General features: G+C 72.3%; 12 protein-coding genes and 1 pseudogene. 10 read left to right on the forward strand and 3 right to left on the reverse strand.

Going from position 1 to position 14,704, the window contains the following annotated elements:
* Positions 1 to 82 precede the first annotated feature (82 nt).
* A complete protein-coding gene (locus ACSYGN_RS03485) occupies positions 83 to 388 on the reverse strand; it encodes a metal-sensitive transcriptional regulator (protein ID WP_460391678.1) in 306 nt (101 codons plus the stop codon).
* Between the two features lie 154 nt (positions 389 to 542).
* Between ACSYGN_RS03485 and ACSYGN_RS03490 the strand changes: the two genes are divergently transcribed.
* From ACSYGN_RS03490 to ACSYGN_RS03500, 3 genes are all read left to right on the forward strand, one after another.
* On the forward strand, positions 543 to 911 hold the full coding sequence (locus ACSYGN_RS03490) for a nuclear transport factor 2 family protein (protein WP_460391680.1): 369 nt from the start codon (positions 543 to 545) through the stop codon (positions 909 to 911).
* Positions 899 to 1,177, forward strand: a complete 279-nt coding sequence (locus tag ACSYGN_RS03495) for a hypothetical protein (protein WP_460391682.1) — start codon at positions 899 to 901, stop codon at positions 1,175 to 1,177. Before ACSYGN_RS03490 ends, ACSYGN_RS03495 begins: the two co-directional genes overlap by 13 nt.
* A gap of 230 nt (positions 1,178 to 1,407) precedes the next feature.
* Positions 1,408 to 2,655, forward strand: coding sequence for a YncE family protein (locus ACSYGN_RS03500; RefSeq protein WP_460391684.1), 1,248 nt, complete (start codon positions 1,408 to 1,410; stop codon positions 2,653 to 2,655).
* A gap of 86 nt (positions 2,656 to 2,741) precedes the next feature.
* Here the strand turns inward: ACSYGN_RS03500 and ACSYGN_RS03505 are convergent, their stop codons facing one another.
* A complete protein-coding gene (locus ACSYGN_RS03505; protein ID WP_460391686.1) occupies positions 2,742 to 3,776 on the reverse strand; it encodes an Acg family FMN-binding oxidoreductase in 1,035 nt (344 codons plus the stop codon).
* A gap of 883 nt (positions 3,777 to 4,659) precedes the next feature.
* Here ACSYGN_RS03505 and ACSYGN_RS03510 point away from each other — a divergent pair.
* A complete protein-coding gene (locus tag ACSYGN_RS03510) occupies positions 4,660 to 4,917 on the forward strand; it encodes a DUF1876 domain-containing protein (protein ID WP_460391688.1) in 258 nt (85 codons plus the stop codon).
* A 136-nt stretch (positions 4,918 to 5,053) separates the two neighbouring features.
* Here ACSYGN_RS03510 and ACSYGN_RS03515 read toward each other — a convergent pair whose 3' ends face one another.
* Complete coding sequence (locus ACSYGN_RS03515) at positions 5,054 to 6,916, reverse strand: cellulase family glycosylhydrolase (protein WP_460391690.1); 1,863 nt, start codon at positions 6,914 to 6,916, stop codon at positions 5,054 to 5,056.
* 194 nt (positions 6,917 to 7,110) lie between these two features.
* Between ACSYGN_RS03515 and ACSYGN_RS03520 the strand changes: the two genes are divergently transcribed.
* From ACSYGN_RS03520 to ACSYGN_RS03545, 6 genes and pseudogenes are all read left to right on the forward strand, one after another.
* A complete protein-coding gene (locus ACSYGN_RS03520) occupies positions 7,111 to 7,629 on the forward strand; it encodes a (2Fe-2S)-binding protein (RefSeq protein ID WP_460391692.1) in 519 nt (172 codons plus the stop codon).
* On the forward strand, positions 7,626 to 10,001 hold the full coding sequence (locus ACSYGN_RS03525; RefSeq protein WP_460391694.1) for a xanthine dehydrogenase family protein molybdopterin-binding subunit: 2,376 nt from the start codon (positions 7,626 to 7,628) through the stop codon (positions 9,999 to 10,001). The genes ACSYGN_RS03520 and ACSYGN_RS03525 overlap by 4 nt, the downstream gene beginning before the upstream one ends.
* Positions 9,998 to 10,852 carry an FAD binding domain-containing protein gene (locus tag ACSYGN_RS03530; RefSeq protein WP_460391696.1) on the forward strand — a complete coding sequence of 285 codons (855 nt, stop codon included), beginning with the start codon at positions 9,998 to 10,000 and terminating at the stop codon, positions 10,850 to 10,852. Before ACSYGN_RS03525 ends, ACSYGN_RS03530 begins: the two co-directional genes overlap by 4 nt.
* Positions 10,853 to 10,882: 30 nt before the next feature.
* Positions 10,883 to 11,758, forward strand: coding sequence for an AAA family ATPase (locus tag ACSYGN_RS03535; RefSeq protein ID WP_460391698.1), 876 nt, complete (start codon positions 10,883 to 10,885; stop codon positions 11,756 to 11,758).
* 470 nt (positions 11,759 to 12,228) lie between these two features.
* A pseudogene (locus ACSYGN_RS03540) lies at positions 12,229 to 13,335 on the forward strand (vWA domain-containing protein); the annotation flags it as partial.
* A gap of 238 nt (positions 13,336 to 13,573) precedes the next feature.
* Entirely contained in the window at positions 13,574 to 14,674 is a 1,101-nt protein-coding gene (locus ACSYGN_RS03545) for an XdhC family protein (protein ID WP_460391700.1), read from the forward strand.
* Positions 14,675 to 14,704: the final 30 nt, after the last annotated feature.

The raw sequence follows: 14,704 nt of genomic DNA on the forward strand, positions 1-14,704 counted from the left end.
CCGGTACCGGACCGGGGACAGCACCGGCGCCGGACCGCGCACCCTGCCGCGGAACGACAGGGGGGCCGGTCCGGCCGCCGGGCTACGCCAGTGACAGGAAGAGTTTCTCCAGCCGCCCCTTCATCTCCTCCGTGCCCTGCCCGTTGTAACCGTCCGTGCCCTCGCGGCCTTCACGGTCCGGGCCGGTCAGACACTGCTGGAGCCCGGTGGCGATGATCGCGAAGCCTGCCCGGTCGAGTGCCCGGGAGGCCGCGGCGAGCTGCGTCACAACGTCCTCGCAGTCCCGCCCCTCCTCGATCATCTTGATCACGCCGGAGATCTGCCCCTGCGCCCTGCGCAGCCGGTTCAGCACCGACTTCAGCTCATCGTCCTCGAACTGCAGCTCCACGGTCAGTCATCCTCTCCTCCGCATACCCTTAGGGGTATTTTACCCCGTCTGTGGCTGTGTGCGTTTGCCGAGCAGATCCGGGCGGGGGAGGCTCGGAAGGTGAGGCTCCCGCGACCCGTGTCCCCTCGGGCCGCGGCCCTCGAAGGAGGTCAGCATGGGCACTGCGGCAAGCTCCCCTTCGTTCGACACGGAGACCCTGCGCAGGGGCCTCGAGGGCCACACGGCCGCACCACTCCTGTCGCTGTACGCGGACGACGCGGAGATACGCGTCGTGGACCGCAACACGCAGCCCAGCCGCCCCAGGGTCCTGCACGGCAAGGACGAGATCCGGGCGATGTACGAGGACATCTACAGCCGCGACATGACGCACAAAATGGAGCGCTGCATCGTCGAGGGCGACCAGGCCGCCTACAGCCAGTCCTGCCGCTACTCGGACGGCGTCCGTGTGCTCAGCGAGTCGATGGTCACGCTGCGCGACGGCAAGATCGCCGAAGAGATCCTGATCCAGGCATGGGACGAGTAGGGAGGAACCGGCACGGACTCCAGGTCACCTCGCGGGTGACCTGGACGTTCTCGGCCCGCGCGCCGGGACTGGGACGCGCCCGGCCCGCGCTGCTGGTCCACCCCGCGCGGACCGCCCGGATCCCCGGGCGACGGCCGGCACGGGCCATGGAGCGGCTGGTGTCGGCCCTGCTGGTGCGGCCCGTGCTGCGGGCGCTGCGGCCCCGCCCGCACCCACGGGCGCCGCACGCCCGGCGGGGGTGCAGCCGCTGCGGCACCGGCAGGTGACAGCCGGTCGCACACCCGGTCCGCAGACCCGACGGACCCGCACACCCGCGAACCACCGCGCGGAACGCCATGACGACCGCGCGGATTTTGTCGCGTCCACAGTCTTGTGAAGCGGGGCGACTCCTCCTTACTTTTCAGTAAGTTGAGTCCGGAACAAGCGTGTTGGCCTCCCCCACGCCGTTCTCCGGCATTTCTCCCGCATGCCGTCGTCCCCCCAGAGGAGAGCAGTCATGGCTGCCTTCAGACCCAGGCACCTTTGCTCCGTAGCCGCCGCCCTCGCACTGACCGTCGCCGCGCCCGCCACCGCCGCCACCGCGGACTCGTCCGCCGCGCTGCGGGAGGTGCTGTTCGTGGGCAACAACTGGGACGGCACCGCCACCGTCCTGAAGTCCTCGGGGGACTTCGCGAAGGTGGGCGAGATCAATGTCGTACCGGACAAGGCGCAGCGGATCGCCGAGATCAACGCCGATCCGATCAAGTGGATCTACTACACGGCCATCCGCAACGAGGTCGGGCAGGGCCACGACCAGTACGTCGACGACATGTACTCCACGCCGGACGGGAAGTCCGTGGTGGTCTCACGTCCGAGCTTCGCGGACGTCGTGTCCATCGACCTGGCCACCGACAAGGTCAACTGGCGTTTCCCGGTGGCCGGTTACCGCGCCGACCACATGGCGGTCTCCCCCGACGGCACCCGTGTGGCGGTCTCCGCGTCCACGGCGAACAAGGTGCAGGTGCTGGACATCGACACGGGGAAGGAGGTGGGTGAGTTCGCCACCGGCGACAAGCCGCACGAGAACGTCTTCACCAACGGCGGCAAGTACATCTGGAACATGGCGATAGGCGAGGTCACCACCTCCCTCGACGACCCGGCCTGGGACTGGACGAAGGGCGACCGGCACATCACGGTCGTCGACGCGACCACGTTCAAGCAGGTCAAGATCATCGACATGCGGGACCGGCTCGACGCGATCGGGCTGAAGAACTACTCCGACGCGGTGCGGCCCGCCGCGTTCACCCCCGACTGGTCGAAGCTGTACTTCCAGGTGTCGTTCTTCAACGGCTTCCTGGAGTACGACGTCGCCACGGACAAGATCACCCGGGTGAAGACGCTGCCCTCGAACCCGGCGACCAGCACGGACCGCACCACCTGGCTGCTGGACTCGCGCCACCACGGCATCTCGATGAACCCCTCGGGCACCAAGCTGTGTGTCGCGGGGACGATGGACAACTACGCCACCGTCGTCGATCGTGCCACCCTCCAGGAGGGCCCGCTGGTCACCGCGTCGACTCCGTACTGGGCCACGGTCAGCGGCGACGGCCAGGACTGCGTGATCTCCGAGGCCGGCGCCGACCAGGTCACCGCCATCGATTTCGCGACCGGCCAGAAGGTGCTGTCGGTCCCGGTGGGCGACCACCCGCAGCGGGTCCGGCTGGGGCACATCTCCGCGGACTGGACGGGACCGTCCGCGAGTTGACAGCCGTTCCCGTCACGGCACAGCCCTGGGGCGGCACCGGTTCTCCTGCCGGTGCCGCCCCAGGGCAATAGGGACCTGTCGGTCTCTCAGACGCGGCTTCCGTGGGCCGAGACCGCCGGGCCACCGACCCGCACCCCCTCGGCGGCGGACGCGTCGTCCGTGACACCGGTCGCGCGCGGCGTGGGGCCGCCGTCGGGGCCGTAGCCGAAGCGGATCATCAACTGGGGGCAGCAGCGGCGGCGTGAGGCGCCGGTGGCCTCCCGCAGGTCGGGCCATTCCATCGCCTGGTGCAGGATCGATGTGCGCACCCCGTGGACGGTCGCCAGCAGCAGCACATGCTGGAGCGCCTGGCCCGCCAGCAGCCAGTCCTCGCGCCGGTCGCGCCCGGTCCACAACATGGCCACCTGGGCGTGCCGCTCGAACGGCAGGACGGGCAGCCGCAGTCCGGGCAGCATCCCGGCGAAGTCCCGCATCGGGACCCGGCCGGTGGCCTCGCGCGGACCGAGGGCGCCCACCGGGATACCGTACGGCGTCTCGTCGCCCGGCACGGTGATGCAGCCGCGGGTCTCCGCGACGCGTTCGGCGTCGGCGCGATTGCGGGACTCGGCCGCGGCCGTCAGGCGCAGCAGGCGCTGGGTGCCGAGGATGTCGGGCACGTCGAGGTGGGCGCCCTCGCTGCGGGCGGCGGCGACCATGCCCGCGACGATCGGCTCGGGCACCGGGCGGCCGGTGAACGGCATACGGCTGGTGTGCCGCCGGTCGACAGCCTCGTACAGGGCGCGGTAGAGCGGGCGTTCGTACATGGCCGTGCCGGCGAGATGCACTATCGCCACCAGGTCGGGGTCGCCCAGGTGCGGCAGCAGCCGTACGACGGGCTGGCGGCCCGCGTTGGCCGCGGCGATCCGGAGGTTGAAGAGAGCGGCACCCACGGACAGATACATGGCCCGGCGCTGGGGATCGGCCAGAGTGAGCTGACGCTTGCGGTCCAGCCGCACCTCGATGGTGCGGGCGACCGGGTCCGGATCGAACCGCCACGGCTGGGTGTTGTGGATCGACGGTGCCGCAACCGCCGCGGAGATCAGGGTCTCCAGGGCAACGGCTTGGACTCCCGTGGTGTGCATCTCTGCTCCTCTGCAGGGCTCTCTCCGCTGGGTCTACGCTCCGTCACCACCAGTCGGTTGTGGAGGGCCGGGCGGTACCGGTGGCGGGGCCGTCAGGCCCTGCGCCAGAGACGGTGGGCCCTGTGTCGGGTGCGGGCTCCTGGGGAGGCTTTTACGGCGACTCGAACGCCTGCGAGGTGTCCGGGTCGGTGCGGTGGCCGCGGTGGCGCCCGGGTCGGTGGCGACCGCGGTCGCGGGGAGGGGGGAATGCCGGGTACGGCATGGGCTCCGCGCCCTTGCGCCGTAAGGAAAAGGGGGCCGCACATGCGTCCGGCCGCCCCGCAGTCAGGGCAGACGGGCGGGCGGCCGGACGGCGACCGGTCTGGACCCGGTACGGCCCGCTGCCGCGAGGGAAGGCGGCTTCCGGGGCCGTACCCGGGATCTCTCCGGGTCGGTCAGGACCTAGCTTTGCGCACCGCCCCCACCGCACAGGGCGGCCGAACTTCCCAACCACGGGTGCCGTTACGCCCCCTTGCGGGACCGACGGTCCCGGGTCCCGAAGGGAAGGACGGACCCGGAACGACCGGTTCCGGCCACTCGCCGGCCGCCAACATTCAAGCGGCACAAGGAGCTTCATCAGCGCGGAATCAGCGCGGAACGATCACCGGACCGGGATCCGGTAGGCGTCGACCGGGTCGCGGGCGGTCCGCAGGTCCCCGGCTTCCGGGACGGTGCGCCCCTTGCGCTCCCCGCGCCCGGCGCACTCACCGGCACCGCCCCGTGCACCCCGGCGAAAAGGCCGTCCGGCTCTGGACCGGCCCGCCCCGCAGGAGCAGGCTGGCAAGAGGGGAAGGACCTGTTTCGCCCCGCCTCGTCCCTCCTTCCCCGCACGGAAGTGATCACGATGGAAGCCAAGCAGTGGACCGTGGACATCTACATCACCGAGGACGGCGACGACACCCGCGCCCGGGCCGTGCTGAGGACGCGGGACTCGTCGTCCGTGACCGGACGGGGGGTGGCCCGGCGCAATCCGGTCGACCGGCCCATCCCCGAGATCGGCGACGAACTCGCGGCCAGCCGTGCCCTGGAGGACCTGTCGATCCGGCTCCACGACGTCGCGTCCGACGACATCGTGGACCTGACGGGCCCGCTGGAGCGGTGACCCGGCGGGAACAGCGACCCGGCAGGAACAGCGACCCGATGGGAACGGTGACCCGGCAGCGGACCGGAGGACCGTCCGGCCCGCCGCTGTCCGGATCCCGCGGTGTCCGGGACCCGGACGGTCCCGCGGTCGCCGTTCAGAACCGCGCCGCGGCCCACGCCGCCAGTTCGGAGCGGGCCGCGGCCAGCAGGGTCGCCGACGGTGCAGTGGCCCCGTTGGTCACCAGCGCGTAGTGCAGCACGCCGGAGTCGGCCGAGGTCAGCAGCAGGCGCCGGCTGCCGGTGCCGCCGGGCTCGGGGGCGGCGGCGACCGGTGTGGCGGAGGTGTAGGACGGCGGGCCGTAGACCGTGCCGAGGTCGGAGACAACGGTGGTCCTGGCGGTGGGGAAGGACGCCGGCAGATGCAGTTCGGTGGGCGCGGAGCCGCCGTCGGAACGCCACACCAGCAGCCCGTACTGCCCCGAGCCGACCAGTTGCTGCACATTCGGCAGGGTGCTCGGCACCGGGTTCCAGGTCAGGGTGGTGGAGCCGTCGCGGGAGCGGTCCTCGTAGGTGAAGGCGAGGGTGCTGCCCGCGGTGGCGCTCGGGTACACGCGGTCCAGGAGGCGGGCATCCTGACGGAGCGTCACGGTCCCGGAGTCGTCGAGGCCCACGGCGGAGAGGTCCTCGTCGTTCCAGGCGTCGCCCGTCGTCATCACCTTGTCGGCGTTGCCGTTCATCAGCTCGTGGTGACGGCCGCTGTAGATGTCCCACTGCCACTGCGAACCGGACAGCACCGGGCCGGACGCGGACGGCGAGGTCCACCAGTTCGCGCCCTTCTTCCGGGAGTCGAGGGCCTGGTACATCGCCTTGTCGACGGTGGGCGCCTTGTCCGACACCGTGCCGGACAGCGGATGGCCGAACTCGCTGACCACGGCGGCCGTCCCGGCGGCCGAGGCGCGGTCGCGGACGGTACCGAAATCCGCGGCGTACTGGCCGTCTGACGCCTTGCCCCACATCAGGATCCCGGAGATGGCCTTCTGGTCGTAGAAGTGGGTGTTGAAGACGTACCGCCCGCCGAGGGTGCCCGCGTCCAGCAGACCGCCCTCCTGCTTCTGGGTGTCGATGTTGGCGTTCCAGAAGAGGTTGGGCTCGACGAAGGCCGGCTTGTCCTGCCAGCCCGCGGCGTCCATCCGGGCGCGGAAGGCGACGTAGAAGGGCCACAGCACATCCCGCTCCCAGGTTCGGCTGGTCTGGCCGGAGTCGTAACTGCCCGCGTACGGCTCGTTGAAGGGGTCGAAGCCGACGATGCCGGTGAACTCGTCGCCGGTGAGGTGCTGTCTGAGGTAGGTCATCGTCGTCTGGGCAGTGGTGAGGAAGGCGTCCTGGAGGCCGTAGGCGTTGTGCCAGAAGTCGTGGAACGCCTTGGTGACCGCCTGGTTCTGGGTGATGTTCTGGCCCCAGAAGAGACAGATGCCGCACGATTCCTGCGGGTAGCCGCCCGCGTCCACCGCCCACTTCGGGGCGCCGTCGCCGGTGTACCAGCTGCCGGTGTTGAAGAGGTAGCGGGAGTAGAGGTCCTGGTGGAAGTCGGGGTAGACACGGATGCCGGCGTCCAGGAAGGCGCGTAGCTGGGCGGTGGCGGCGGCGAGGTAGGCGGTGTCCACCTGGCCGCGCACGGGTTCGGCGTAGGCCCAGGAGAGCAGGAAGCGCACGGAGTTTCCGCCGCCGAGGGCGCGCAGCGCGGTCGCGGACTTCTGGGCGTCGGCGACGGAGGCGAAGGGCAGGCCGTTGTTCTCGGCGAGCTTGGTCTCGCCGGAGACGTTGTAGCCGCGCAGGACGACCTCTCGGCCGTAGGAGTCGGTGAAGCGGCCGTTCTGGACGGTGAGCGGTGAACCGTCGAAGGGGAGGGAGCCGGTCGGGACGGCGCCGGCGGGGGCGGCCAGGGTCAGGGATCCGCAGAGGCCAACGAGGACGAAGGCGACGACGGTCAGACGTGCCCGGATATTCGTCATGTCCATTACAGTCGGCCCGCTCACCGCCGTAGGTCAATCACCTGACAGCGATAGATCAATGTTCAACAAACACCTGTCGCACCACTCGCCGCAGCCACGACCCCGACATAGAGTGACGTACATCACGCCACGTGGCCGCTTTGTCCCTGTCGCACGAGTTCGCGAACCCCTCGCTACCGCCGCACGGCTCTGGAGGGCCCATGACCCACATCACGGTGAAGGTGGACGGCACGACGTACGAGGACGAGGTGGAGCCCCGGCTGCTCCTCGTCCACTATCTGCGCGACCGCCTCGGACTCACCGGCACCCCGATCGGCTGCGACACCTCGAACTGCGGGGCCTGCACGGTCGAGCTCGACGGCGCGACCGTCAAGAGCTGCGCGGTGCTGGCCGTGCAGGCCGACGGCGCCGAGGTGACCACCGTGCAGGGCCTGGCCCGGGACGGCGAGTGGACGGCCCTCCAGCGCGCCTTCCACGAGCGGCACGCCCTCCAGTGCGGCTACTGCACCCCCGGCATGCTGATGGCGGCCCGCGATCTGCTGCGGGAGAACCCGCACCCCACCGCGCCCGAGGTGCGCGACGCCCTCGAAGGCAATCTGTGCCGCTGCACCGGCTACCAGAACATCGTCCGCGCGGTGCTGGCCGCGGCCGAGGAGAACGGGCAGGCGGCGCGGCCGGGGACAACCGGGCAGCAGCTCTCCGAGGAGGTCACGGCATGACCGACCAGGCCGTCGAGCCGGAGGTGGGCCGGGCCCGCCTGCGCAAGGAGGACGCCCGGCTGATCACCGGGCAGACCAACTGGACGGACAACATCACCGTCACCGGGCTGCTCCACCTCGCCATTCTGCGCAGCCCCATGGCGCACGCCCGCATCGACCGGGTGGACGTCTCCCCCGCGCTGGAACGCCCCGGTGTCGTCGCGGCGTTCAGCGGCGCCGACCTCGCCGACGGGCTCGGCTCGCTGCCGTGCGCCTGGCCGGTCACCGAGGACATGGTGCTGCCCGACCACCCGCCCGTCGCGGTGGACGAGGTGCGGCACGCCGGTGACCCGGTCGCCGTCGTCGTGGCCCGCGACCGGTACGCGGCGGCCGACGCCCTGGAGGCGATCGAAGTCGACTACACCCCGCTGCCGCCGGTGCTCGACCTGGAGGCGGCCCTCGCCGACGACGCCCCGCTGGTCCACGCCGACAAGGGCACCAACCGCGCCTACGACTGGCCCCTCAGGACCGGCGAGGACTTCGCCGCCGTCCGCGAGCGCGCCGACGTCGTCCTCAAGCGGCGCTACCTCCAGCAGCGGCTGATCCCCAACGCCATGGAGCCCCGCGCGGTCGTCGCCACCCCGCTCGCCGCGTCCGGCGAGTACACCCTGTGGAGCGCCACGCAGATCCCGCACATCGCGCGGATCATGCTGGCGCTGGTCACCGGCATCCCCGAGCACAAGCTGCGGGTGATCGCCCCCGACGTCGGCGGCGGCTTCGGCTCCAAGCTCCAGGTGTACGGCGAGGAGGCCATCGCGCTCGCGGTGGCCCGGAAGACCGGCCGCCCGGTGAAGTGGACGGAGTCCCGCACCGAGGGCTATCTCGCCACCCACCACGGCCGCGGCATGATCCAGGACATCGAGCTCGCCGCGGACCGCGACGGAAAGCTGCTGGGCATCAAGGTCGGCCTGATCGCCGACATGGGCGCCTATCTGATGCTGGTCACCCCGGGCATTCCGATCCTCGGCGCGTTCATGTACCCGGCGATCTACAAGATGGACTCCTACGAGTTCGACTGCACCGGTGTGTTCACCACCCGCACCCCCACCGACGCCTACCGCGGCGCCGGGCGCCCCGAGGCGACGTACGCCATCGAGCGGGCCATGGACGAACTCGCCGCCGAACTCGGTCTCGACCCGATCGAGGTGCGGCGCCGCAACTGGATCCGGCACGAGGAGTTCCCGTACACCAGCATCGCGGGCCTCACCTACGACAGCGGCAACTACGAGGCGGCCACCGAGAAGGCGCTCGCCCTGTTCGACTACGACAAGCTGCGCGCCGAGCAGGCCGACCGCGCCGCGCGCGGCGACGCCGTACGGCTCGGCATCGGTGTGTCGACGTACACCGAGATGTGCGGGCTCGCCCCGAGCCGGGTGCTGCGCGATCTGCGCTACGCGGCGGGCGGCTGGGAGGCGGCCTCGATCCGGATGCTGCCCACCGGCAAAGTCGAGGTGGTCACCGGCACCAGCCCGCACGGGCAGGGGCATGTGACCGCCTGGAGCCAGATCGCCGCCGATGTGCTGGGCGTGCCGTTCGAGGACGTCGAGGTGATCCACGGCGACACGAAGGCCGCCCCGCAGGGCATGGACACCTACGGCTCGCGCTCGCTGGTCGTCGGCGGGGCCGCCGTGCACCACGCGGCGGTGAAGGTGGTGGACAAGGCCCGCAAGGTCGCCGCACATCTGCTGGAGGCCAGCGAACGGGACCTGGAGTTCAGCGGCGGCGTGTTCTCCGTCAAGGGCTCGCCCGAGGCCCGCAAGTCGATCCAGGAGATCGCCTTCGAGACGTTCACCTCGCACGACCTGCCCGACGGCATGGAACCCAGCATCAACGCCGAGCATCTGCTCGACCCGGAGAACTTCTCCTACCCGCACGGCACCCATCTGTGCGCCGTCGAGGTCGACACCGAGACCGGCGAGACGAAGATCCGCTCCTATGTCAGCGTCGACGACGTCGGCAAGGTCGTCAACCCGCTGATCGTCGAGGGCCAGACGCACGGTGGCATCGCCCAGGGCATCGCGCAGGCCCTGTACGAGGAGGCGGTCTACGACGACGAGGGCAACCTGGTCTCCGGCAGCATGGCCGACTACCTCGTGCCCGCCGCCCCCGACCTGCCCGAGTTCGTGACCGACCGCACCGAGACCCCGGCGACCTCCAACCCGCTGGGCGCCAAGGGCGTCGGCGAGTCCGGGACGATCGCCTCGACGCCCGCGGTCGTCAACGCGATCGTCGACGCGCTGCGTCCGCTGGGCGTCCACGACGTACGCATGCCCTGCACCCCGGAACGCGTGTGGCGCGCGGTCGAGTCCGCGCGGAAGGAGGCCTCGGCATGATCCCCGCCGCATTCGACTACGCCCGCCCGACCGAGGTCGGCGAGGCGGTACGGCTCCTCGCGGACGCCGGTGAGGACGCCAAGGTGCTGGCGGGCGGGCAGAGCCTGCTGCCGCTGCTGAGGCTGCGGCTCGCCTTCCCCGAACTGGTCGTCGACGTCGGCCGGATCCCGGACCTGCGTGGGGTGCGGGAGGAGGGCGACACGCTGGTGATCGGCGCGCTCACCACCCACCACGACGTCCTGCACGACCCCTTGGTGCAGCGGTACGCCGGTCTGCTGGCCGCGGCCACGGCCACGGTCGCCGACCCGGCCGTACGGCACCGGGGCACCCTCGGCGGCGCCCTCGCACACGCCGACCCGGCCGGCGACCTGCCCGCCGTGGCACTCGCCCTGGACGCGGAACTGGTCGCCGTGGGACCGGGCGGGCGGCGCACGATCCCGGTCGGCGAGTTCTTCGTCGACTATCTCCAGTCGGCGCTCGGGCCCGACGAGCTGCTGGTCGAGGTGCGGCTGCCCAAGGCGGAGGGCTGGGGCTTCCACTACGAGAAGTTCCACCGTGCGGCCCAGGCGTACGCCGTGGTCGGCGTGGCCGCGCTGGTACGGCGCGAGGACGGGCACATCGCCGAGGCACGGGTCGGCCTGACCAACATGGGCGCGACACCCCTGCGGGCGACGGCGGCCGAGCAGGCGCTGTCCGGCGCCGGGGACGCGGAGGTGGTGGCAGCGGCCGCGCGGTCGGCGGCGGAGGGCGCGCAGCCGACACAGGACCTGTCCGCCTCCCCCGAGTACCGGGCGCATCTCGCGCGCGTACTGACGAGACGAGCGGTGCTGGCCGCCGCCGGAATGGGGTGAGCGCCGATCAGCAGCGAGAACACCCAGGGGATGGGCAGCCCGGCCGAGGTGCGGGCCCGTCTGGAGGAGACGGGCTACCTCGTCGACGACGGGCTGGCCATCGCCTGCTTCCTGGCTCTGAGACTGGGCCGCCCCATCTTCTGCGAGGGCGACGCCGGCGTGGGGAAGACCTCGCTCGCCTCCGCCCTCGCCGAGGCGCTCGGCGCGCCCCTGATCCGGCTCCAGTGCTACGAGGGCATCGACGCCTCGCAGGCCCTGTACGACTGGGACTTCCCGCGCCAGCTCCTGCATCTGCGTGCCGCGGAGGCCGCCGGTGTCACGGACGCCGGACGGCTGGAGAGCGAGCTGTACGACCGCCGTTTCCTGGTCGCCCGGCCGCTGCTGAGGGCGCTGGAGACCCAGCCGTCGGTGCTGCTGGTCGACGAGATCGACCGGGCCGACGACGAGTTCGAGGCGTTCCTGCTCGAACTGCTGTCGGAGTTCTCGGTGACCGTCCCGGAGCTGGGCACACTGCGCGCCGAGCGGCCGCCGGTGGTGGTCCTCACCTCCAACCGCACCCGCGAGGTGCACGACGCGCTGAAGCGGCGGTGTCTGTACCACTGGTTCGACCATCCGGGCTTCGCCCGCGAACTGGCCATCGTGCGGCGCCGGTTGCCGGAGGTGTCGGCACGGCTCGCGGAGCAGGTGACGACGCTGGTGCAGGCGCTGCGCAAGCAGGATCTGCTCAAGCCTCCCGGAGTGGCGGAGACCATCGACTGGGCCCAGGCCCTGGACGCGCTGGGCGCCAGCGAGGTGGACGCGGAGCTGGCGGTGGCGACGCTGGGCTCGGTGCTGAAGTACCGGGAGGACGCGGAACGGGCCCGGGGCATGGACTTGGCGGCGGTGCTGGCGAGGACGGGGGCGTGAGGACCGTGACGGGTGCGGCGGGTGCGGCGGGGCCGTCTGCGGCGTCGGGGGCGTCTCAGGTGTCCGGGGCGTCCCGGCAGTCGGGAGCGTCCGGACCGTCCGAACCGTCGGGGGCCTCTCGGGCGTCCGGGCAGTCCGGGCAGTCCGGGCAGTCGGGAGCGTCTCAGGTGTCCGGGCAGTCCGGGCAGTCGGGAGCGTCTCAGGTGTCCGGGGCGTCCGGGCAGTCGGGAGCGTCCGGACCGTCCAAACCGTCGGGGGCCTCTCGGGCGTCCGGGCAGTCCGGGCAGTCGGGAGCGTCTCAGGTGTCCGGGCAGTCCGGGCAGTCGGGAGCGTCTCAGGTGTCCGGGGCGTCCGGGCAGTCGGGAGCGTCCGGACCGTCCGAACCGTCGGGGGCCTCTCGGGCGTCCGGGCAGTCCGGGCAGTCGGGAGCGTCTCGGGCGTCCGGGCGTTCAGGTCCGTCGGACGGTGCGTTGCGCGGGGACGCCGCGCTGCTGGGCTTCGCCCGCGCCCTGCGCGCCGCCGGGGTGGACGCGAGCGCGGAGCGCCTGCACGCCTTCCTGCGGTCGGTGGACGCACTGGAGCCGGGGGCGCGGGCCGACGTGTACTGGGCGGGTCGGCTGACACTGTGCGGCGACCGGGACGACCTGGAGCGCTACGACAGGGTCTTCGCGGCGTACTTCGGAGGCGGCGGCGGACCGGCCGACCGTGCGGTGAAGGCGTTCTCACCGCCCCGGCTGCGGCTGGTCGTGCGGGACGACGTCCGGCGCCGTCCCCGCCCCGCCGGTCAGAGCGAGGTCCAGGCGCCGCCGACGGCGGCGCTGGCCAGCACGCGGGAGGTGCTACGGCACCGGGACGTCGCGCGTCTGGTCCCGGCCGAGCGGGAGCAACTGCGGCGGCTGCTGGCCGCGTTCACCCTGCCGGGGCAGACCCGGCGCACCGCCCGGCGGCGGCCCGCACGGCGCGGGGACGTCGATCCGCACCGCACGGTGCGGGAGCTGCTGCGGCGGGGCGGCGAGCCCGCGCGGCTGCGCCGCCACCGGCGCGCCGAGCGGCCCCGGCGGGTGGTGCTGCTGGTGGACGTCAGCGGTTCCATGGCGCCGTACGCCGACGCGCTGCTGCGCTTCGCCCACGCGGCGGCGCGCGGCTCGGCCCGCACGGAGGTGTTCACCGTCGGCACCCGGCTGACCCGCGTGACCCGCGAGCTGTCCCACCGCGACCCGGACCTGGCGATGGCCGCGGTCGCGGAGGCGATCCCCGACTGGCGCGGCGGCACCCGGCTGGGCGAGTTGCTGCGGGAGTTCCTGAACCGCTGGGGGCAGCGGGGGATGGCACGCGGCGCGGTGGTGGTCGTGCTGTCCGACGGCTGGGAGCGCGGCGACCCGGCCCTCCTCGCCGCGCAGACCCGCCGTCTGCACCGCCTGGCCCACCGGGTCGTCTGGGCCAACCCTCTGAAGGCCCGGCCGGGCTACGCCCCGCTGGCAGCCGGAATGGCAGCGGCCCTGCCGAACGTGGACGCCTTCGTGGAGGGCCACAGCCTGGCGGCGCTGGAGGAGCTGGCACGGGTGGTACGGGGCGCGACGGCGGGCCCGGCGCCAACCGCGGGCAGTCGTGCCGCTGGGGCGGCACGGGTGGGCGCGGGCGGCAACCCCGCAACGCCGGGCTGCGCACCCCCGACGGCGCCGGCTGAAGCACCGGTCACGGCACCAGCTGAAGCACCGGTCACGGCTGAAGCACCGGGCACAGGCGAAGGACCGGTCGCGGCTGAAGAGCCAGTCGCGGGGCACTCGTACAAGGATGTGCAGAAGGGAGTCGGTCGTGCGTGAGATCCTTCCGGCGCTGAGCCGCTGGTACACGGCGGGCGCTCCGTTCGGGCTGGCCACCGTCGTCGGGACGAGCCGTAGCGCGCCGCGCGATCCCGGGGCCGCGATGGCGGTCGGGCCGCAGGACGAGGTCCTCGGCAGCGTCTCCGGCGGATGTGTCGAGGGCGCGGTGTTCGAGCTCGCCCAGGAGGTCGTGGCGAGCGGCGAGGCACAGCTCCAGACCTTCGGCTACAGCGACGAGGACGCCTTCGCCGTCGGGCTCACCTGCGGCGGCGAGATCACCGTGCTGGTCCGCCCGGTCACCCGGGACACCGACCCCGGCTTCACCGAGGTCGCCGAGTCCGTGGGCAGCGGCCGTCCGGTGACCGTGGCCACCGTGACCGAGGGACCCGCGCGGCGCGGCGCCACGCTGGCCGTCTGGCCGGACAGGGTCACCGGCACCCTGGGCAACGACGGTCTCGACGCCGCCGTCACCGCCGACGCCCGCGGCGAACTAGCCCTCGGCGCCACGGGCCTCAGGCACTACGGCCCCCGGGGTGAGCGCCGTGAGGACGCCGTCACGGTGTTCCTGCACTCCTTCGCCCCGCCACCCCGGATGCTGGTGTTCGGAGCGATCGACTACGCCGCCGCGGTCGCCCGTATCGGGGACTTCCTCGGCTACCGGGTCACCGTCTGCGACGCCCGCCCGGTCTTCGCCACCCCCAAGCGCTTCCCCGGCGCGGTCGAGGTGGTCGTGGACTGGCCGCACCGCTATCTGAGCGGCACGGAGACCGACGAGCGCACGGTGATCTGTGTGCTCACCCACGACCCCAAGTTCGATGTGCCGCTGCTGGAGGTGGCGCTGCGCCGGCCGGCGGCGTACATCGGGGCGATGGGCAGCCGGCGTACCCATGACGACCGGACGAAACGGCTGGTCGAGGCCGGGCTGACGCCGGACGAGCTGGCGCGGCTGCGCTCCCCGGTCGGGCTCGACCTCGGGGCCCGTACCCCCGAGGAGGTCGCGGTGTCGGTGGCCGCGGAGATCATCACCCTGCGCTGGCACGGCACCGGCGCCCCGCTGACCGCCACGGCGGGCGCCATCCATCCGGTGGGCTGACGCCCCTGCGGGGAGCGGAGGTCCGCGAAC

It is taken from the genome of Streptomyces sp. YIM S03343 (genome assembly GCF_054729195.1).